The organism is Kushneria phyllosphaerae (genome assembly GCF_900312995.1).
Classification (GTDB): domain Bacteria; phylum Pseudomonadota; class Gammaproteobacteria; order Pseudomonadales; family Halomonadaceae; genus Kushneria; species Kushneria phyllosphaerae.
This window is the reverse complement of the sequence record NZ_ONZI01000003.1, coordinates 454225-476019: the sequence shown is the minus strand read 5'-3', so window position 1 is coordinate 476019 and position 21795 is coordinate 454225. Positions and strand designations below refer to the sequence as shown.

Here is a 21795-nt window from a genome sequence, read left to right as displayed (position 1 = left end):
ATGTCATTGTTTTCCCTTATCTCTTCCCCCTACAGTTTTCACCAGGAATTTCAGCAGCTCGGCCAGGGTCTCGGCACCATTGCAAGCTGGGCCGGGCAATGGCTTTCACCGTTCGAGTCTCTGCGCTCGCGCATTGATAGCCTGCTCGACAGCATCAGAGATAAATTTTCCCCCGAGACACCAGAACACCCCCCTGCCACGGAAGTGCCCGCCACTCCGGGCACACTGCTTGTGTCCGAATATGTCGAGGGCAGCGGCAACAATAAAGCAATCGAGCTGGCCAACCGGGGCGGTAGCGACCTGTCGCTGGAAGGATTTACGCTGTCGCTCTATTCCAATGGCAATACCGACGCCAGTGCGACCGTCCAGCTGGGCCAGTACGGCACTATAGCGGCCGGTGACACGCTGGTATTGGCCAGCTCGCAGGCCGATGGCGATCTGCTCGCTCGCAGCGATGCCACCAGCCGCGTGATCAACTTCAACGGCAACGATGCCATCGTGCTGACCAGCGCCGATGGCATTACGCAGGACATTGTTGGCACGATCGGCGATGACACCGACTTTGCCCGTGACGTTACCCTGCGCCGCGATGCCAGCGTCAAGGAAGGGAGTGATCGTTTCGATGCTTCCCAGTGGCAGGAGTATCCACAGGACACTTTTGACGGCCTGGGCAATGACGGTGCCAGCAGTGGCGACACACCTGACAAAGACGCGGACAACGAGTCACCGGGCGGTGACGCGTCAAACAACGATGGAGACGATATGGACCTGCCTCCCGTAGAGCTGATTTCCACCATCCAGGGCAGTGGCATGAGCAGTGAGCGCGCTGGCGATCAGGTCAGCGTCGAGGCCATCGTCACACTGGATGCCCGCGACGGCATGAGCGGCTTTTTCCTGCAGGAAGAAGATGCTGATCGCGACGGCGATGAGGCCACTTCCGAAGGCATTTTTGTCTATCTGTCCAATGACAGTGACATCACCGACTTCAACGTGGGCGACCGGGTGCGACTGTCCGGCACGGTCGAGCAGTATCAGGGCAGGACCGAACTGACCGATGTGACCTCGCTGGAGGTCACGGCCCGGGACCAGCCGCTACCCACCCTGACCGCGCTGGATCTGCCAATCGACGACAAGTCATCGCTGGCCGCCCGGGAAAGCATGCTGGTGAGCATTCAGGGCGAGGATGGCACGCCGCTGACGGTCACGGACACCTTTGAGCTGGGTCGCTATGGTACGGCTACCCTTTCTGCTGGTGGGCGTCTTGAACAGTTCACCGAGGTCAATGCACCGGACCAGGCCGGCAATCAGCAGTGGCTGGATCAGCTGGAGAGCCGCTCGATCATTGTCGACGACGCCAGCAATGTTCAGAACCCCGAAGAGATCCTGTTTGGCCGCGGCGGCGAGCCCCTGTCTGCAGCCAATACCCTGCGGGGAGGCGATACGATCGATCAGCTTGAAGGCGTGCTGGATTTCAGCCATCAGCAGTGGCGCGTCCAGAACGACCAGGGGCTCGATTTTCAGCCCGCCAACCCGCGCCTTGATCAGCCCGAGGTCCAGGCACTGAACGATGCACCGCTCAAGGTTGCCTCCTTCAATGTGCTCAACTATTTCAACACGCTGGATCAATCGAACAATCAGATCACTACCCCCGAAGGCACCCAACACTCTCCACGTGGCGCCAATAGCGAGGCAGAGTTCGTCCGCCAGCAGGACAAGCTGGTCAGTGCCATCAATGACAGCGACACCGATATTGTCGGTTTGATGGAAATCGCCAACGATGGCTTCGGTGCCGACAGCTCGATTGCAAGCCTGGTCGATGCGCTCAACGCCCAGGGCGGGGCCCAGTGGGATTTTATTACCCCGCGCGATGACGCCGGTAACGTGGTCTCCCCCGGCAGCGACGCCATCGCCGTCGGGCTGATCTACCAGCCAGACAGCGTGACACCTGAAGGTAATGCCGCGATCAACTCAAGTGGTGCCTTTGCCACCGGCAACCGGGCGCCCATGCTGCAGACCTTTCAGGACAACGACAGCGGCGAGACCTTCTCGGTGGCGGTCAATCACTTCAAGTCCAAGGGCAGCGTGATCAACGGAGAAGACGCCAGTGGTGATGGGCAGGGCAACAACAACCCGACCAGGGTCGAGGCTGCCGAACAGCTGGCCGCCTGGATCGGGACCGACCCCACTGATAGCGGCGACAGCGATGTGCTGATCATTGGTGACCTCAATAGCTACGCCATGGAAGACCCCATCACCACGCTCGTACAGGAAGGCTATACGCTGCTGGATAACGACTACTCCTACAGCTATGACGGCCAGTGGGGCTCGCTCGACCACGCATTGGCCAGCGCCTCGATGAGTGATCAGATCACCGGCACCACCACCTTGCACATCAACGCCGATGAGCCTATCGCGCTGGACTACAACACCGAGTTCAAAAGCCCGGAGCAGATCGAATCACTCTACAGTGACGACCCCTTCCGCGCCTCGGACCACGACCCGATTATCATCGGGGTCGATCCAGGCAGCGATGCCCAGCAGGCTGTCGGTGTCTAGGCTTTCGGATCAAGGAAATCCTGCAAAAAAAGGGCGCCCTCGGGGCGCCCTTTCTGTGGTTATTTTTTCTTGTGATCACATCTTGCGGGTTGTCATTTCTATCGTGTGAGTCGTTTTTATCGTGCGGGGCGTTTTCAGGGCATTCATTGTTTTGAACCGGCGTCCTGTTCAGGGCCACCGACTCAAAAAGAGGATCAGGCCACCGCCAGCTCGGCGCCCTGCATCTGGGTGTTCACGCCCATGACATCAATAGAGGGCAGGTCAGAGAACTCAAGCCCCATTGCAGTGGCCAAACCCTGACCGACTTCGGTGTTGTCCAGAAGTCCTGCAAAGATGTCGGAACCCGGCCCCTGGGCGTAAAGCGGCACGTTTTCGGCCGTATGATTACCAGAGCTGAAAGTGATGCCGCCGTACTCATTGAGCGTCTGGGTCAGCGCTTCGAGACCTGCGTCGGCATCCTCAGCCGACAAAACCGCCGTCAGCTCGTCTTCGGAGAGGAATACCTTGCCGCCGGTCATTTCAGCCACCGCGCCCTGCATGACCCAGGCAGCACCGGCGTCACCAGCACTCATGCCAGCGGCTTCAATGCGATCACTGGCCTCAACGTACATCTGCTCATAGGTGCCGGTGAAGCTCTGATAGATCGAGGCATTGTTGTCCAGCGTGGACTGCGCCGACATGCCACCCGTTTCGTGATCAGGCGCAATCACGATCAGCGTGTCCGGATTTTCCTCGGAGAACTGCTGGGCGGTCTTCACGGCATCTTCAAAGGCCAGCGCATCGTTCATGGCCCAGCCGGCATCGTTGGCGTGGCCGGCCCAGTCGATCTGGCTGCCTTCCACCATCATGAAAAAGCCATTGTCATTTTGTGACAGTGCGTCCAGCGCAGTCTGGGTCATCTGGGCAAGCGTTGGCTGATCGTCATCGCTTTCGCCATAGCTGGTGTCCATGCCGTCATTGGCAAACAGTCCCAGCAGACGACCCCCTTCCACGCTGTCCAGATCAGTCGCATTACCAACAAAGGTGTAACCCTGTGACTCGGCCTGGTCCAGCAGGTCGCTGCTGGCCATGCCACCCTGCTCCTCGGAGGTGAAATACTGCAGACCGCCGCCGAGCATCACATCGAGTTGATCGTTATCGATAAACTGCTCGGCAATGGTGGTGGCGTCGTTGCGATCTTCGACGTTGGCGCCGAACACGGCAGGCGTGGCGTGGGTGACCGAAGACGTCGAGACCACCCCGGTGGACTTTCCAGCCGCCTGCGCCAGATCCACGATCGACTCCAGGTCATGACCATCCGGCGACTGGGAAATCATGCCATTGTCGGTTTTCTGACCCGTTGCAAAGGCCGTGCCCGCGGCTGCCGAATCGGTAATCAGGGAATTGGCCGAATGTGTCTTGATTGCGCCCGTCAGCATGTTCTCGGCTTCCCAGGCCGGCAGTTCTTCTCCGCCCTTGAAAGTACGAAAGGCAGTGGAGTAGTCCGTTCCAAAACCATCCGGCACCATGAAAATGACGTTCTGCGCCATGTCACCATTGGCCGGCGCTTCGGGCTCGGGCATATCAGGCAGTTTATCCTGACCGGCCAGCACATCGCGAAAGGCCCCGCTCAGCTGACCCAGCGCCTGGCTGTAGCCATCGAGAATGGATTTCGTGGCATCCAGAAAGGCCGGCACCAGCGCCGGCTCGGACGCCCAGGGCATATCATTACCGGACCAGAGACTTGATATCGGAGACAGTGCCTGGAAGGGAGAGAACATGGCCGATGAAGCACTATTCATGGTCATCGCGTTGCTGCCATACAGTGCACCGTTACTGCCATACATGCCGTTACTGTAGCCGAACATCGTCATTCTCCTGAGTCGTAATGTGCCCGAAGACGGGTCATGCGTACCTTGGTGAGAGTGACCTTCTCCGTGACAGCATCCGGGATCCGCGACAGTGTCTGGAGTTCAAGGTCCGGGCACTGATCCACCCGCCCAAGCATGTTCGCCTTTCATCCATGACGATTTGCCTGCATCGAGATGACCGTGGCGTTTAAAGACGCAATGATTGGCAACAGTATGTAATTATTTTTTACGACGACGCCTCAACACCGCCCGGCAACGGAGTGTCATCACGGGGCGGGCCGATAATGCGTCCGATCATGGTCATGGTGTCAGTCATGTCATCACTGGCCAGCGGCCCGGCCGCAGCCTGCAGATTGAGTCGATCCAGCAGCAGTTGACGAAAGGCATCGACATACTGAATACGCTGGTCATAGAGATCGGCGCGGGCATCCAGCACATCGACGAGATCGCGCAGCCCCAGCGCCGCGCCACGATCGGCAGCCTCCAGATAAAGCTCGCTGGAACGAATCGACTGGGACAGCGCCTTCAGACGAGAGAGATCACCGCCGATGCTGCGGTGGCGCCGCCGAATCTCCTCCAGCGCCAGACGCTTTTGTTGCTGCACATCCGTACCCTGTGCCTGACGCCGCAGATCTGCTTGGCGCACTTCCGCGCTGGTCGCCCCGCCCTGATACAGATTCATGCGCGCCTGAACCACGGCCGAGCGATCCTCGCTTTCGCGGTAGGGATCGTCGCTGTTGCGATCCGTCCATGACAGGTTCAGGGACACCTCGGGGTAATAACCGGCCTGACGAACGGACTGCACGGCATCGGCCACGGCCAGCTGTTGTGCGGCCAGACGGACCCGAACGTTGTCACTGATAGTGGCCTCGGAGTACTCAACTGCCTCGGGCGCTGGCCACTGGGCCTCGGACAGCTCCTCGAGGGCGAACCGGGTGAAGTCCGGCGTCTGACCGGTCAGACGCTCCAGCCGCGCCACGGCATCGGCATACTGATTGTCGGCCACGGCGATTTCCGCCCCGGCCTGATCCAATCGGGATCGAGCCGCCAGCAGGTCGATACGATCGCCGATCCCCAGCTCATAGGCGCGCTGCGCCTGTTTTACCTGTAGTTCCAGCGAGCGCTGCTTGCCCACCAGAAGCCGCTTTTGCTGAGCGCTGTAAAAGCCATCCATGTAGGCCTCGGCCGTCTCCAGCGCCAGCTGCTGCTCAGCAACGGTAAGCTGCAGCTGCGCGGCCTGGACCTCCTCGCGCGACTGGGCCAGCGTTCGCCAGCGCTCCATGGAAAACAGCGGCTGAGTGAGCTGTATCTGCGCCGTGGTATCGGTAGAGTGGCCGCGACAGCGCGCCTCAAAATCGTCACCGCCGAACAGTTCACCGGTACGAGGGTTCTCCTCGCAGGAGTCGGCGCCCTCGGAGTAATAGTTGTCGCTGTCGGTATAGCCCACGGAGTACATCAGATCGATCGCGGGCAATAGCCCCGCCCGCGTCCGGGTTGTCTCGAGTCCGGTCGCCTCGGCATCCAGCATCTGACGGCGCAGCTCGGCATCATGATCGCGCGCATGTGCATAAAGCGCCGGCAGGGACGGCACGATGGCGCTGGCGCCATTAGCGCCCGCCGGAGTACTCGGCGCCGAGCGGATATCGGTCGGCGCCGGGTCGTACATCGTCAACGGTTCGAGATCGGTCTCTGCGGGGCCGTGCGGCTCGGCCAGCGCCACCGCCGGCAGCCACAGCACGCTGACCAGCAGGGCACGCAGGGTCTGATGAGAAGCACGCTCGGTCATGATCATTGATCAATCCTGCCGTACGGCGCGTGCCAGCATGTCGGTCACCGGCTGCATGACGTAGCCCATAAGGGTCTTCTCACCGGTGCGCAGCATGACCTCTGCCGGCATGCCGGACAAAAGCTGCATCTCCTCATCGCTCATGATTTCCTGACCGGCCTCCGAGACCCGTACGCGGCCGCGATAATAGGATTCACCGGTGGATTCATCCTGGAAGCTGTCGGCGGAGACGTTGACCAGCTCCCCTTCCACCACGCTGGAGCGGCGCTGATTGAAAGCGCTAAAGCGAATCTCGGCAGGCTGGCCCACATAGATATTGTCGATGTCCTGGGCGGCGATGCGCGTGTCGATCAGAAAGCCTTCTGCATTGGGAACGATGCTCATCACCGGCTTGCCCGGCTCGATCACCGCACCGATGGTGTGGGTCTCAAGACCAACCACGGTGCCGGCGACCGGGGCTCGCAGCTCGGTGCGGCGCATCTGATCAGACAGCGCCGTCATGCGCTCGGCGTTATCACCGATTTCGGACTGCGCCTGACGCAGACCCTCACCCACTTCCTGCTGCCAGGACTGCCGTCTCGTCTCCATCCTCACGCGATTTTCGCTGATGCGTGAGCGCAGCTGGGCGATCTCCGCCTTTGACGCAGCGCTGTCGGACTCAAGCTGCATTCTCTGGCGCTCGAGTTCGCGCACGCGCTGGTTGTTGCCCAGCCCCTCGCGGAACAATGCCCGATAGTCATCGGCTTCATCGCTGAGCGAACCGACGCGCCGCACGTTGATGCCCATGGTCTGCTCAAGGCCGGCAATCTGTTCGCGCAGCTGCTGGTTCTGCTCATCAAGACCGTCAAGTTCTCCCTGCAGGGCCTGGCGGCGCGAGAAAAAGAGGCTGCGCTGTACGTTGAGAACCTGCTGCAGGCGCTCCTCTTCGTGGGCCATCTCCAGCAGCGCGTCGGGAAACTCGAGCTGTTCGAGCTGCTGCTGCTCGGCCATTAGTCGTGCTTCCTGAGCACTGGCAATGAACCAGCCGGTGCGGGCGATGGCGTACTGGGACCGCGCCTGAGTGGCGTCCAGCACCATCAATACATCACCAGCCTGGACATGATTGCCGTCGTCCACGTTGATCTTCGAGACGATCCCGCCTTCCAGATGCTGGACGGTCTTTTTAAACGACTCCACCGAGACGGTGCCGGTGGCCACGACCGCCACCGCCAGGTTGGCCAGCATCGCCCAGCCGCCGAAGATGCCAAAGGCCACCAGCACAATCACGATGCCGGCACGCCGGGCGCCACGATCGCTGATCGGCAGTGCGGGGCTATTGCTGGTGGACGTTGAGGCCGTCGTGCTCGATGAGATGCTCATTGGTTGCCTACCGCAGCTGTCTGGTTGTCCGGTGCCTCGGGCGCCGGGGAGGTCATGGGGCGAACGGTGCTCGGCTTTTGCGATTGGAGATGGGCCACGACCTGGTCACGAGGACCGAAGGCGCCGACCTGGCCTTCCTTCATTACCAGCAGCTTGTCTACGGCCTTGAGCGTGGCGGGGCGATGGGAGATAACAAAGACCGTCGTTTTCATCTGTCGCAGCCGCGCCAGCGTTTGAATCAGGGCCCGCTCGCCGCTGTCGTCCAGATTGGCGTTGGGCTCGTCCAGCACCACCGTCACCGGGCGACCATAAAGCGCCCGCGCCAGCCCGATGCGCTGACGCTGACCGCCGGACAGCGCACCGCCGCCGGAGGCGATGACGGTGTCATAGCCCTGCGGCTGCTGCAGGATCATCTCGTGAACGCCCGCCAGCCGGGCGGCTTCGACCACCTTCTCGGCATCGACGTCGCCCAGACGCGCAATGTTGTCACTGATGGTGCCGTCAAAGAGCTCGATGTCCTGCGGCAGGTAGCCGATATACGGCCCCAGCTCTTCGCGCGGCCACTGGGCAACGTCTACTCCATCAAGGCGCACGGTGCCCATCTGGGTGGGCCAGATGCCCAGCAACACCCGCGCCAGGGTCGATTTTCCCGAGGCGCTGGGGCCGATGATGCCCACCTGCTCGCCCCGAGCCAGGGTGAAATTAATACCGCGAAGGGTCGGCAGACGCACGCCCGGCGGCGCCGCCGACACACCTTCCACACGGATATCGCCCTGAGGGGCCGGCAGGGACATTCGCTCGCGATCGGCAGGCACTTCATCCAGCAGCGTGGTGAGGCGCTGATGCGCCGAACGGGCGCTGACAAAGCCCTTCCATGCGCCGATCATCTGATCGATGGGGGCCAGCGCCCGCCCCATCAAGATGGAGCCTGCGATCATCATGCCGGGGGTGATGCTGCCCTGCAGGACCAGCCAGGCGCCCAGCCCCAGAATCAGGGACTGAAAGGCCAGTCGCAGCACCTTGGATAGATTAGCCAGCGTCCCTGACCGGTCGCTGGCTTGGGACTGGCGAACGAGATAGTCATGATGACGCTGTGCCCAGCGCGCCTGAATGCCGGGCACCATGCCCATGGCATGCAGGACCTCGGCGTTGCGCAGATTGGAATTGGCCAGCTCCTGGGCCTGAATGTGTTCATTGCCGGCCTCGGCCAGAAGCCGTCGCGTGGCGCGCTCGTTGGCCAGTGCCAGTGCCAGCAGTACCAGACCTGCCACAACGGCAAACACGCCAAACCAGACGTTAAAGAGAAAGAGCACACCGATGTAGATCGGTATCCAGGGCGCATCGAAAAAGGCGAAGAGCCCGTTGCCGGTCAAAAACTGGCGAAGCGTGGTCAGATCGTTGAGCGGCTGGGCTGTCTGTTGCCCCGAACGCAGCAGGCTGCGGCGAAACATGGCCCGGTAGATGCGCGTGTTCGTCAGCGTTTCCAGCCGGTTGCCGGTCCGCACCAGAATGCGCGAGCGCACCAGTTCCAGTCCGCCCATGACCACAAACAAAAACATCACGATCAGGGTCAGCATGATGAGGGTGTCGACACTGCGAGTGGTGATGACCCGGTCGTAGACCTGCAGCATGTAAAGCGGCGGCACCAGCATCAACAGATTGATGCACATGCTGAAACCGCCCACCGACACAAACGAGCGTCGACAGGCTTTCAGGGCCAGTGCCAGATCATTGGACGTTTTTGCTGCTGCCATGTGAGACCTCTAATACCCGGGCGGGTGATCGGGGTATCGTGGGCAGCCGATATGACAGACCCATGACAGCCCCCGAATGCCCCTGACACTATCGCGTTTTAAACTGTAACGTCGAACGATATGACAGGGGCCAGCCCCCTGACAGAGAGGGCGACTACCCTTGTCGCACGATGGAATTACACATCGCCGGCGTTGTCGGCTTCCACGGCGTCATACATCCGCTCAAGCATATCCGGAAAGGCGGACTGCACCCGGCTCCAACTGGGAATGAAGGGCTTGTCGCGCGGACTTTCAAGAAAGGCCACGCCGGCCTCCATGATGCTTTGAGCGAACAGCTCCACAGCCTGCTCCTCACTATGACGGTCGACCTTGAGGCCGTTCATCATCGCATCGTGGTAGTAGTTTTCGATGATATCGAGCGCGGTACGGTAATAGGTGGCCTTGAGCGTTCGAAAATGCGCCTCGTTCATGGTCACCCCCAGCGTTGCCAGCTTGCGATAAAGCGCCTTGGCGATGTCAGTGCTCATGCGATAAAGCCCGGTGGAGGCGTCTTCCGGCGACAGCGGCTGATGCTTGTGGTCGTAGTTGTCGGCGATATCGACCTGGCACAGCCGCTTGGTGGAATAGTTGCGATGTACTTCAGAGAGCACGCCGATCTCGAGCCCCCAGTCGCTGGGAATACGGATATCGTTTAACACGTCGGCGCGCATGGCGAACTCGCCTGACAGCGGATAGCGATAGCTGTCGAGGTAGTTCAGATAATCCAGCGGTCCATGAATCTTTTTCAGCGCACGCAACAACGGCGTCACCATCAACCGCCCAACGCGCCCGTTAAGCTTGCCATCGGCGATGCGGGCGTAATAGCCCTTGCAGAACTCGTAGTTGAAATGCGGATTGGCCACAGGGTAGAGCAGGCGCGCCAGCATCGAGCGGTCATAGGTGGTGATATCACAGTCATGCAGGGCGATCGCTTCAGCGCGGCCTGACGAAATGGCATATCCCGAGCAGAACCAGACGTTGCGCCCCTTGCCCGGCGCCTGCGGCGAAAGGGATTCCGCGGCAAGTTCAGCATCCAGCGCTTTCAGGCGCGGGCCATCGTTCCAGAGAATGCGATGACGCTGTGGCAGGCGGGAGAAGAACTCCCGAGCGTAGAGAAACTGATCGCGGTCGGCACGATCCAGCCCGATAATGATTTCGCTTAAATATTCGACCTGCGAGAGCTGATCGATAATGCGCGTAAGCGCCGGACCTTCCAGTTCGGAAAACAGCGAGGGCAAAATCAGCCCCATTGGACGGCGCTTTGAAAACCCCAGCAGATCACTTTCCAGCGCTTCAAGCGGGCGCCGCGTCAGGTTGTGAAAGTTGGTGATGATACCGTTTTGATAAAAATCGCTCATGGCGTCTCTCTCCTGTCGCTGTCAGCCCAGCCAGTGATCAAGACCTTCCGACCATCCTGCCGGGCCCTTTTGTGTTGTTGTATAGAGTTGGACAGTCTCTGCGATACTGATCGAGACATCATGCTCACCGCGAATCAGCACCGCCCGGTCGACGCTTTCCAGCATCGGCACATCATTGGGACCATCTCCCAGCCCCAGCGTCAGGGGCCGCTGCCCCTTGAGAAGATGATAGCGATCCACCAGCCAGGCAATCGCACGCCCCTTGCCACTGTTATCGCCCAGCACATGATAAAAGCGACCGCCCCGGGTCGTTGTCAGCCCGGCGCCAATCAACAGCAGACGAAAACGCTCCAGTGCCTCATCCGTATCTTCCCAGACCAGAGGTTCGGATGCTTCCCGAAGGTGGGCAAGCTCGGCATCGCTGGCATCAAGACCGGTATGGTCGGCCACCTCCTCGATACTGAAATCGCCAAAGCCACGGAATTTGAATCCCTCGGTGGCCCTGACGGCCTCCAGCACGCTGCGAATCCGGCGATAGGATTCCCCCAGCACGATATCTGCCCAGCCACGCTCATCAGGCGTTTCATCCAGACACCATGAGGCCGGCAAATGTATCGAGGCACCGTTTTCAGTAATAAAGGGGGAATCAAGCCCAAGGGCCTGATGCAGTACCACGACTTCTGCTGCGGTCTTGCTGGTATTGATGATCAGCGGAATGGAGTCCTCCCTGAGCCGCTCAAGCCAGGCCATGGCGGGCGTATAGTCGTAGGTGGCATGGTCAAGCAGCGAGCCATCCAGATCCGTAAACACCAGCAGCGCTTTTTGTTGTGATGATGTCATGGCATCAGCTCTATAAGGAATGGCCGTTATTGGCGACAAGAGCATCAGAATAGCCTCTTTGCTCTTGAACACACCATATCGTGCCATGAAAGCCCTGCTCGAACGCCAGGGGAAGCGTGATACAGGCCGGTCAGTTGCCGCCATACTCCTTATACGCAAAAGGCCCATCGCAATGCGATGGGCCTTTTACTGTAACCGATGCTCAGGCGTTGGCCACGACGTCAGTCACGATGGATTCTTTGAAACAGCAACGGATCAGGAACACTGCTGCGGATCAGGGAAATGGATACCGCCACCGCCACTGGCGTTGCCGCCACCATGACCGCCACCCTGATGATAGCCGGAATGGCCGCCATGGTTGCTGTCGTGCCGGTTGCCGTTCCACCAGGCAACGCCGCTGCCAAGGAACAATATGATAAGAAGTGCAATGGTTGCCTGACTCATTTTCCCTGTCTCCACCGTCTGATGCGGTAAATGTGAACGAGGAGAAATATGAGGCAACATTGAGTAACAATATGTGCAGATTTGCGGTCTAATCGCGTAAATAAGCCGGCAGCATCAGGGGGCTTATCAGGCCCTTTAACCCGTTTGTGCCAAAAGAAAGTCACCTCTCTCATACCCTCTGCTGAACCAAGGGATGACAGGGTTATCAATTGACCAATACCAATGGATTACCATGCTTAAAACAAGACGACGCCATTGGCTAAAAAATAATTAAACAATTCGCTAACGCATTGATAAAAATGGCAGTTCCAAAGAGGCTGAATCGCCATACCATGAGTCATGAAAGGTCGTGACACTTCATTGTTCGGCCTCAAACGGTATCTAAACAGCGCCGATGGTAAAAACCACCACACTGCGCTTTTCGGCACAGTATTCACCGAAGTGTCATCTGCCTGACGTCCTGGCGTCATGTCAGCTTGCCATCATCACTGCCAACACCCCACGCAGGAGAATGCTCATGGCTTCCTTGTTGATAACGATGGCAGTAGCAACAACGATCTGGTGCGGTATCAGTCTATGGCTTGCCAGCAGTTTCGGACGCGCCGATCGATCGCCAATGCGGCCCGTGGGTGATGAACACGCCCTGATTATCACGGGGGCTGCAGCCGCAAAACCGCGCACCAGTGATGACAGTGCCAACGATGACGAATACGACGCCTTATCGACACGCCGAGCCAGACGCGAATGGACAGCCGTTTGATTCGTGACCTGTCGGTTTTCTAAAAACCAGGTTTCAAACAATACGATTGCCTTTTGAGCCCGAAAAAGACATAAATCTGCCCGTTAAAAGAGGCAATCCTTAATCCGCACTCCGCGGATTTTTCTTTTCTCAACAACTTCCTTTCTTTTTCTTTTCAACGCTCTCGGCCTGAATTCGTATATCTTTATTTTTTAAAATAAATAAAACCATTCCACATTTTTTATAAGTCCATAAACGCCTTGTCGGGAAGATCTGCGTTAAAGTGCCGCACTTCTTTTGCGTATTCTTCCTGCCCATTGTTTCCTTTCACAGGTCGCCATGGGTGGCTTGCCGTTGCTGGCAGGCCCAATCCTGCAAGTCGAGACAACACTTCATGACGAAACAACTGACAGCGGCGCTGTGCCTGAATCTCTGCATGTTTTCAGGCGTGGCGATGGCTGAAGAGGACAGCAAGACCATCGATGTTGCCCTGATTGGCGGCGGCATCATGAGCGCCACTCTGGGCACCTTCCTGGAAGAGCTTCAGCCTGACTGGAAGGTCAACATGTATGAGCGCCTTGACCATGTCGCCGAGGAAAGCTCCAACGGCTGGAACAATGCCGGCACCGGTCACTCCGCCTTTGCGGAAATGAACTACACCCCACAGCGTGACGATGGCAGCGTTGATGTTTCCCGCCCGCCCAAAATCACACAGGCCTTTGAGATTACCCGACAGTTTTTGTCCTATCAGGTGCTCAATGGCGTCATGCATGATCCCGGCTCGTTTCTCAACAACACGCCGCACTTAAGCTTTGTCTGGGGCGATGACAACATCGACTTCCTGCGAAAGCGCTACGAAGGTATGCAGCAAAGCAGCCTCTACAAGGCCATGGAGTACTCGGAAGACCCCGAGGTCATCCGTGAATGGGCGCCGCTGATGATGGAAGGACGTGACGCCGCCCAGAAGGTCGCCGCCACCCGCATGAAGGCCGGCACCGATGCCGAATGGGGGGAGGTGACGCGCCAGCTCATCAGTGCGCTGTCAGAACAGCATGACAATTTCAGCCTGAGCACCGGCAGCGAAGTCCGTGATCTTGAGCGCAACGATGACGGCAGCTGGAAAGTCACCTGGGCGGATCTGAACGACAATGGTGCCGAGCACAGCATCAATGCCCGTCATGTCTTTATTGGCGCCGGCGGTGCTGCCCTGCCCCTGCTGCAGAAATCCGGCATTCCTGAAGGGCGCATCTATGCGGGCTTCCCGGTCGGCGGTCAGTTTCTGGTGACCAGTAACCCCGACATTGTTCACCGCCACCATGCCAAGGCCTATGGGCTGGCCGCGAGCGGTTCGCCCCCGATGTCGGTGCCACACCTGGACAGCCGTAAACTGGACGGCCAGCAGCGTATCCTGTTCGGACCGTTTGCCAACTTCTCGACAAAGTTTTTGAAAAACGGCGAATGGACGGATCTGTTCGGCTCCATGACCACCAGCAATACCCTGCCGATGATGAAAGTCGGGCTGGATAACTTCAGCCTGGTCAAATACCTGGTCGGTCAGGTCATGCTGTCGGAAGAGGATCGCTTCGAAGCGCTCCAGGAATACTACCCGGACGCCAAACGAGAAGACTGGACACTGATCGACGCCGGCCAGCGCGTTCAGATCATCAAGAAGGATCCGGTCAAGGGCTCCGTGTTGCAGTTCGGTACCGAAGTCGTGGCCTCCAAAGACGGCACCATGTCGGCGCTGCTGGGCGCCTCCCCGGGGGCCTCTACGGCGCCCTCCATCATGCTCGGCCTGATGGAACGGGTTTTCCCCGAACAGCTGGCGTCCAGCCAGTGGCAGGAAAAGCTCAAGCGCATGATCCCCTCCTATGGACTGACGCTTGATGGTAACGAACAGCTCACCAACGAGATTCGTGCCTACACCAGCAGCGTTCTGGAATTGGGTGACACCCAGCCCACCCCGGAAAACGTTGAGCGCATTGAAGCCCTCAAGGCCCGTGCCCGCGGTCAGGAAGCCGCCAGCGAGCAGGCCGCTGACGGTGACGATAGCGCTGAGACGACTGCCAACCTCTGAATATCGTTATAGTGAGGTAAAAAAAACGGCACCCTGTTCAGGTGCCGTTTTTTTGTACAACCGTGGAAGGTCAGCCCCCAGGTTCCAAAAACCGACGAACCACCTGGGCGGGTAAAAAGTCCTTCAACCAGACCTCCCTGATTGTCGGTTTCTCACCCGATACCTTTTCTTTCAGCTTTTCTGCCAGCGCTGTTTCATTTCTGGCGGCAATTGAATCTTCAAGCTCTCCCTTGAGAATTTCACGTATACCGCCCCTGCAGTCGACCGAAACGACTGGCGTTCCGCAGGCCAGTGCTTCGAACAACACAATTCCCATGCCTTCAACACGTGAGCTCAGCACCAGCAGGCGGGCGTGTTTCATAAAGGGGTATGGGTTGTTTTTGTTGCCCGCAAAAATCACCCTGTTTTCTATTCCAAGCTCACATGCCAGCCGTTTCAGGTCGCCTTCCAACGGCCCTGACCCTACCATGACAAGCTTTTCCTGCAGGTTTGATGTTGCGTAGGCCCGCAGCAACAGCGCCTGGTCCTTTTGCGGCACAAGACGCGCCACATTGACGATAAAGTTGCCCTCCGGGATGTCCGGAAGATCTTCATCCATTAGATGGCGGATCTGCTTTATCGGGCAGGGATTCACGATTACGGATATCGAAGCAGGCGTGAACTTCCAGAGAACCTGAGACTCTTCAATCGACGCCTTTACACCTCCCGAGACCGCTATCAGGTGTTTGGCATGAAAAAGGCAGCGAGAAAAGAGACGGTATTGGCACGTATTAACGTCCTGGGGCAGTGTATTTTCCAGTACGAATCTGGCCCGCTCATCGCGGAAGGTCCACACCATTTCAAAGGACCCGATCCCTCGGAAGATGATCCGGTCCAATCGTCCATGGCGCCGCTCAAAACAGGCAAGCCACACCTTGAAAAGATACCCACCCAGATAGCCCGTCCAGACAAAATGGGATCGCCGGATCAACGGGTTCAGTAACAGGCGTGAAACAAGCTCGATCAATAGCCCGACACCGGTCAGGCGCAACCACCAGCGCAATGGAAAGTGATGCGTTTTGACCGCCGGATTTGCAGGCGAAAGCCCCTGTTTTTGCCGCCGAAACACCAGAAGATGACTTTCATGACCTTCATCGCCAAAAGCATCGGCCAGATTGACGGCCACCCTTTCCATGCCACCCATTTTCAGACTTCTTACTACAATCAGGGTACGCATGATTAAAGCGCCGCACTCTTTATTTTATATTCTTCAGAGAAAGCGTTGGGGTTATCCCTGCTTTCGGGATCGGCTTTTATCTGCAGCTTCCATCGCCAGTAATGAGTAATCAATCCACCCACCACAAGATTGAAAACGTAAACACCGGTCCAGAATGACATATAGGATTCAATTTGATTGACGATCATCCAATACACAAAAAAGCATATGGAAAAAAGCGCCATATCGTTGGGTAGCGCTCCTCCTCGCCATGCTCGCCATGCTGCACGCCCAATCCATACTGCAAGCGCCGCAATCAAAAGCAGTCCCATCACCCCATAAGCCACCCATATTTCAATAAAGAAATTATGTAAATGGCCAAAGTTGTCCTTCACAAGGTCGGGCAGCCATGAGGTATGATCGATAACCAGTCCACGGCCCCATGGTCCCCATCCGGTAAAGGGGCGCTGCGCGATCCATTCACTGGCAGCTACCCAGGAATGTATGCGAATACCAATACTGCTGTAGGGGACATGACTTATATCCCCCTGGGCAAGCTCGGTGACAACACTTTGTTCCGTTAATCCTCTCTTGATGAGCGTATCGCCGAAAAGCCAGCCAACACTTCCCAGGATAAAAGCGATCAGAAAAAAACCTGCAAGTATATTCCTGAATACTTTCCCTATATCTCCCTGACGTATGTACCAGGTCGCCCAGAGCACCAGCATCACCAGTAAAGAAAGTGTGGTCGCAATCCATATGGCCCTTGTCTGTCCGATCAACAAGGCCAGAAATATCAAGCCAACAAGAAAAACCCAAACAAGAAGACGCCATATCACCAATGTGGGTCGGCAAATAAATCTTTTTGAAAACGCAATAAAACCAAGAGCACACACACCGTAAAACATGGAAGCATGTTGATCGTTTCTAATGCCAAAACCAGTGCGCTTTCCGTGTAAAATACCGTCAACCCAGTTATCGACCCCCTGTCCATATATAAAGGTTGCTGCAATGAAACCAATGGACGCCATTAGCCATACCACCAAGGTATTACGCGTACTCCCCCCAAGCCACCAGGCCACCGCGATAAAAATGAACAACTTGGCCAGACGATCAAACTGTGGGTTATCGGGCACCCACTCCGGTCGGTACTGATGCATCAATATCCAAGAAACACCCTGCACGGCCACTGCAGCCAACAATAACCAGATCGCACCAGAATTGCGTAACCCCTTACCGAATATAAAAAAAGCAATCAGGCCCAACACGGCTGAAGCCGTTTCTCCGATATCGCCAGCCGCTCCCCATAGCACTTGAAAAAAAACATATAAAAATAAAAAGAAGACGCCGGTAACCTTGTAATATTTGGGCGTATACCATGCCTGATCAAACTCCCAAAAGCTAAAGCGCCCAAGCCTATTCATTCATCATCACTCATTAAAAAAATCCAAAGAGAATCTTTCAAACCGATATTTTTACACGATCAAAAATTTCGCTTAAACGATTTAGCACAGAAGCAACCTGGTCATGCGCTTTTTCCTCACTGTCCGACTCGACATAGCAGCGTAATTCAGGTGCGTTACCAGAGGGACGCAAATGGATGATATCGCCATTTTCCAGCGTGACACGTAAACCATCCGTGATATCTGTCGCGCTGACCTCCTTCTCCAGGCCCAGTGTGTGACACATATTCTGTGGGTGAGTTATCCAGTCAGCAATCAGCGCTCGGCTGCGCTCAAGGGGAAACGCCTTCAATCGGTCACTGGCCGTATAACGTTCGGGCAAATCAGCAACAAGCGTTGATAGCAATTCCTGGCGTTGTGATGAAGCGACCATCAGGGTCAATGCTGGCAATAACGCATCTCGAGTCGGCAGCGCCGCCAGCCGACGATAGTCCTTTTCGAGCGTCGTATGCAGCAGGAAGCCACCATTGGCTTCAAAACCGGCTACCCGATCGTATTGATCAGACAGCAGGGCCATGCCCTCAAGCACATAAGGAGAGCCAATACGGGTGCGCACAACCTTATTAAAGGCACCACTGACTTCGACGGCAGTATTGCAGCTGACGGGGACAGCCAAAGCCTGTATCTGCAGTTCGCGAGCACATAGAAGCCCCAGAATATCGCCACGCAGCCACTCTCCCCACTCATCGGCCAATAGTGGCCGATCACCATCACCATCTGTGGTCAGCAGTGCATCCAGGTTGTAATCACGTGCCCACTGGCGTGCCTGCAAGCGATCTTCTTCACTGACGGCTTCTGTATCCACCGGCACAAACTGCTCGCTACGCCCGAGGACGATCACATTAGCGCCCAGAGCTTCGAGTATCTGCGCATTGAGATCACGACCGGCAGCCGAGTGCTGGTAAAGCCCGACCCGCTTGCCGGCCAGAGGTTTGCCCTCAAACCATTCAACGTACCTTGCCATGTAGCGATTACAGGCTTCGTTGCTCTCTGGCTCCCTGGCCACGCTACCCGACTCGGGAAGCTGCGCTGAGACTTCGAGGATGGCCTGCTCATCCTGCTTGGTAATTTCACCCTGAGGTCGGTAAAACTTGATGCCGTTGCGATCAAAGGGAATATGGCTGCCGGTGATCATGATAGCAGGCACGCCATCGGTCATTGCCTGTAGCGCCAAGGCCGGCGTCGGCAAAATGCCGTAATCGGTGACCTCAAACCCCATACTGCGCGCCGCAGCGGTACAGGCCGCTGCCATGGCAGGACTGCTCGGCCTCCTGTCAAATCCGATAGCCACCTTCGAAGCGCCTTCCTGGTCACGCATCAGGCTCAGGAAGGCAATTGTGAATGCCGCGCAAACCTCATCAGTGAAATGCTGTACGAGACCACGCGCGCCGCTGGTGCCGAAGGCAATGTTCGAATGTTTCAGGACCAAATCAACTTGCATGCTATCGGGCTCCGCCTTTAAAAGTTCGGTGCCGAGCATCTCCATGCCCGGCACCGCCCTAATTGGCCAATAAGCTAATAAGCATTTTGGCCGATAAACCCCTTCACAAACGTCAGGAGAATGATTTTCAGGTCGAGCGTCAGCGACCAGTTATCGATATACCAGAGATCATGCTGAACGCGCTTTTGCATTTTTTCCAGGGTATCCGTTTCACCACGCAAACCGCTGACCTGTGCCCAGCCCGTAATACCGGGTTTTACCTTATGACGCTGCATGTAGGACTGCACCAGCTCCTTATAATGCTCATTGTGCGCCAGTGCATGCGGTCTTGGGCCAACGATCGACATACGCCCCTGCAGCACATTATAAAATTGCGGTAGCTCATCCAGGGAAGTGCGACGCAGAAAGGCCCCTATGGGCGTCAGGCGACTATCCCCCTTTCGGGCCTGAGTCACCTGCCCATGGGCTTCCTTGTGGATTTTCATTGATCGAAACTTGTACACCTTGAAACGCTTTCCATTGAACCCGGTACGATGCTGTTTGAACAATATGGGGCCTGGTGACGAGCATTTAATGGCGATAGCAATGACAATGCACATCGGCAATGCCAGAACGGACAGGATCGTTCCGAGAACAATATCTTCCAGTCGCTTGATCAGGCGCGCGCCACCGGCCATGGGGCTCACGCTCAAATCGATGCTATAAAGCCCCACTATTTCGCTGATCCGATGATTGAGCAGCGGCAGATCAGAAAGCTCTGGAAAAAAACGAATCTCTACCGTTTGATAGCGCAGGGCGTACATCAGGCTTTGCACCACGCTGCCCATGCTTAATGGCATGCATATCCAGACTTCACTACAGCCAGAGTTTGCAACGCGACGCGATATACAGGTCAGGCTTTCCGAATCAATATCACCGCTTAAACGATGTACGCCAGCCACGGAATATCCTGCGACCTGCTGAGCCCGTATATGACGGCTAATGCCCAATAAAGTCGCCCCGGGGCCAATCATGAAAACGTGACGCCGATGGCGTCCACGTAACCGATAGCGCGCCAGAACGGCTCTGGCCGCCCAGCGCACAGAGACCGCAATGCCAAAGGACAGCGCCATTGTCAGCACCAACCACAGGCGCGAATATCGTTCAGCCACGTGAACGAAATAGATGATAGAGGTGGCAAATACGGTCACACCACCCCATACCAGCAATAGCTTGAACAGAATTTCGTAAAATCTGCGGGTACGCCAGCGCCGATACGCATCAGCTGAGCTATTGAGCATCAACAACAGCAAGGTAATGACGGTCAGTGCCCAGAAATAACGCTCTTCAACATCCCAGTGACCAAATCGATAGAAATAAGCGGCCATGCCGCCAGCAAGAATAGCGATAGCATCCAGCACCATTGCGAGCAGTGGCAGTGGTGCTCTCTCAATTAATAATGCGCCCTTGTTAGCCACAACTCCGGTTACCTCGCGAAACTACTGACGGCCGTATATATCGTCAAAGCGCACAATATCATCTTCTCCCAGGTAGGCGCCTGACTGGACTTCGATCAACTCCAGAGGAATCTTGCCCGGGTTCGCCATAAAATGTGTAGCACCCAATGGAATGTATACAGACTGATTTTCGGCAACCAGCTGCTCTTCACCGTTAATACCTACCAGAGCAGTTCCAGAAACGACCACCCAGTGCTCTGAACGGTGATGATGCATTTGCACCGAAAGCTTCTGACCCGGGTTCACCGTAATACGCTTGACCTGATAACGGGGTTCGCAATCAATCGCGTCGTATTTCCCCCAGGGCCTGTACACTTCGCGGTGTTGCAATACTTCCTTGCGCTGCTCGGTCTTGAGCCTTTCTACCAGCGTCTTGACCTCCTGAGCGCTGTCACGGCTGGCGACCAGTACAGCATCCTTGGTTTCCACCACCATGATGTTATCCAGCCCTACCAGACTTACAAGGCGGCTTTGAGAGTACGCAAGGCAGTTGCTGCTTTGATGGATGGCCACATCACCATGACTAACGTTGCCTGCCTCATCCTTGTCATTAACTTCCCAAACGGCTGACCAGCTGCCGACATCACTCCAGCCAGCTTCCATGGGCACCACGACAGCACTGTCAGTATGCTCCATAACGGCATAATCGATGGACTCCGATGGGCAGGCTTCAAAAGCGGCGGTATCAATACGAAGGAAGTCCATATCGGCGCTGATATGAGCCATGCTGTGCTGACAGGCTTCCAGAATATCCGGCCTGTACTTGCCCAGTTCTTCCAGGTAACGGCTGGCCTTGAACATGAACATGCCGCTGTTCCAGTAATAGCCGCCCTCAGCCAGATAGCGCTGTGCCGTCACCTCGTCAGGCTTTTCCACGAAAGACTCTACAGGTATGTAGTCCTGAGCCCCGTCTTCACCAGCCTTGACATATCCATACCCCGTTTCCGGATGCGTCGGCTTTATGCCGAAAGTGACCAGGTGCCCTTCTTCAGCCGCCATTTGAGCCTTGCGCACGGCCTCCTGAAAAGCAGCCACATCATCCATGTAGTGATCTGCTGCCAACACCAGCAAAACGGGATCATTACCGTTGGACATGCTTCCAATTGCGGCCAGGGCGATGGCCGGCGCCGTGTTACGCCCAAAGGGTTCAAGCAGGATGCCGCCATGATCAGTCCCCTTGACGCGCATCTGCTCAGCAGCAAGGAATCGGTGTTCCTCATTGCAGATCAATAGGGGAGGTAAATGATCAAGTTTCTCGAGCCGCTGTACGGTCTGCTGAAGCAGGGTATGTCCGTTATTTTCAAGCGGCAAAAATTGCTTGGGATACAGGGGGCGAGAAAGCGGCCAAAGACGTGAGCCGGAGCCACCGGCCATGATCACAGGTAAAAACATGATTTA

15 protein-coding genes are annotated in these 21795 nt (G+C 56.8%); 2 read left to right on the top strand and 13 right to left on the bottom strand.

Features of this window, described 5'->3' with window-relative positions; genetic code table 11:
• Positions 1 to 2556, top strand: a complete 2556-nt coding sequence (locus KSP9073_RS12050; protein ID WP_108843194.1) for an ExeM/NucH family extracellular endonuclease — start codon at positions 1 to 3, stop codon at positions 2554 to 2556.
• 194 nt (positions 2557 to 2750) lie between these two features.
• On the opposite strand, the gene KSP9073_RS12045 is transcribed toward KSP9073_RS12050, so the two are convergent.
• From KSP9073_RS12045 to KSP9073_RS17505, 8 genes are all read right to left on the bottom strand, one after another.
• The gene (locus KSP9073_RS12045; RefSeq protein WP_165814246.1) at positions 2751 to 4403 is read right to left on the bottom strand and encodes an alkaline phosphatase; all 1653 of its coding nucleotides are present in this window, start codon (positions 4401 to 4403) and stop codon (positions 2751 to 2753) included.
• A 229-nt stretch (positions 4404 to 4632) separates the two neighbouring features.
• The gene (locus tag KSP9073_RS12040; protein WP_108843192.1) at positions 4633 to 6198 is read right to left on the bottom strand and encodes a TolC family protein; all 1566 of its coding nucleotides are present in this window, start codon (positions 6196 to 6198) and stop codon (positions 4633 to 4635) included.
• A gap of 3 nt (positions 6199 to 6201) precedes the next feature.
• Positions 6202 to 7551 (bottom strand): HlyD family type I secretion periplasmic adaptor subunit, encoded by a 1350-nt coding sequence (locus KSP9073_RS12035; RefSeq protein ID WP_108843191.1) that lies wholly within the window; start codon positions 7549 to 7551, stop codon positions 6202 to 6204.
• Positions 7548 to 9305: a type I secretion system permease/ATPase gene (locus tag KSP9073_RS12030; RefSeq protein WP_108843190.1), complete on the bottom strand. Its 1758-nt coding sequence runs from the start codon at positions 9303 to 9305 to the stop codon at positions 7548 to 7550. The genes KSP9073_RS12035 and KSP9073_RS12030 overlap by 4 nt, the downstream gene beginning before the upstream one ends.
• Before the next feature lie 176 nt (positions 9306 to 9481).
• Entirely contained in the window at positions 9482 to 10702 is a 1221-nt protein-coding gene (locus KSP9073_RS12025) for a glycosyltransferase family protein (RefSeq protein WP_108843189.1), read from the bottom strand.
• A 21-nt stretch (positions 10703 to 10723) separates the two neighbouring features.
• Positions 10724 to 11542, bottom strand: coding sequence for an HAD-IIB family hydrolase (locus KSP9073_RS12020; protein WP_108843188.1), 819 nt, complete (start codon positions 11540 to 11542; stop codon positions 10724 to 10726).
• A gap of 255 nt (positions 11543 to 11797) precedes the next feature.
• The gene (locus KSP9073_RS12015) at positions 11798 to 11986 is read right to left on the bottom strand and encodes a hypothetical protein (RefSeq protein WP_108843187.1); all 189 of its coding nucleotides are present in this window, start codon (positions 11984 to 11986) and stop codon (positions 11798 to 11800) included.
• 471 nt (positions 11987 to 12457) lie between these two features.
• The gene (locus tag KSP9073_RS17505; protein ID WP_133241020.1) at positions 12458 to 12787 is read right to left on the bottom strand and encodes a hypothetical protein; all 330 of its coding nucleotides are present in this window, start codon (positions 12785 to 12787) and stop codon (positions 12458 to 12460) included.
• Positions 12788 to 13119: 332 nt separating this feature from the next.
• Here KSP9073_RS17505 and mqo point away from each other — a divergent pair, with 332 nt between their 5' ends.
• The gene (gene mqo / locus KSP9073_RS12010; RefSeq protein ID WP_108843186.1) at positions 13120 to 14802 is read left to right on the top strand and encodes a malate dehydrogenase (quinone); all 1683 of its coding nucleotides are present in this window, start codon (positions 13120 to 13122) and stop codon (positions 14800 to 14802) included.
• A 70-nt stretch (positions 14803 to 14872) separates the two neighbouring features.
• Here the strand turns inward: mqo and KSP9073_RS12005 are convergent, their stop codons facing one another.
• From KSP9073_RS12005 to KSP9073_RS11985, 5 genes are read right to left on the bottom strand one after another with little or no spacing between them, the layout of a single operon-like run.
• Positions 14873 to 16018: a glycosyltransferase gene (locus tag KSP9073_RS12005; RefSeq protein ID WP_108843185.1), complete on the bottom strand. Its 1146-nt coding sequence runs from the start codon at positions 16016 to 16018 to the stop codon at positions 14873 to 14875.
• A 2-nt stretch (positions 16019 to 16020) separates the two neighbouring features.
• Positions 16021 to 17421, bottom strand: coding sequence for an O-antigen ligase family protein (locus KSP9073_RS12000; protein WP_108843184.1), 1401 nt, complete (start codon positions 17419 to 17421; stop codon positions 16021 to 16023).
• A 37-nt stretch (positions 17422 to 17458) separates the two neighbouring features.
• Positions 17459 to 18946, bottom strand: coding sequence for a phosphomannomutase (locus tag KSP9073_RS11995; RefSeq protein WP_243409225.1), 1488 nt, complete (start codon positions 18944 to 18946; stop codon positions 17459 to 17461).
• A 29-nt stretch (positions 18947 to 18975) separates the two neighbouring features.
• Positions 18976 to 20358 (bottom strand): undecaprenyl-phosphate glucose phosphotransferase, encoded by a 1383-nt coding sequence (locus KSP9073_RS11990; RefSeq protein ID WP_279310067.1) that lies wholly within the window; start codon positions 20356 to 20358, stop codon positions 18976 to 18978.
• A 21-nt stretch (positions 20359 to 20379) separates the two neighbouring features.
• On the bottom strand, positions 20380 to 21789 hold the full coding sequence (locus tag KSP9073_RS11985; RefSeq protein ID WP_108843182.1) for a mannose-1-phosphate guanylyltransferase/mannose-6-phosphate isomerase: 1410 nt from the start codon (positions 21787 to 21789) through the stop codon (positions 20380 to 20382).
• Between the last annotated feature and the right edge of the window lie 6 nt (positions 21790 to 21795).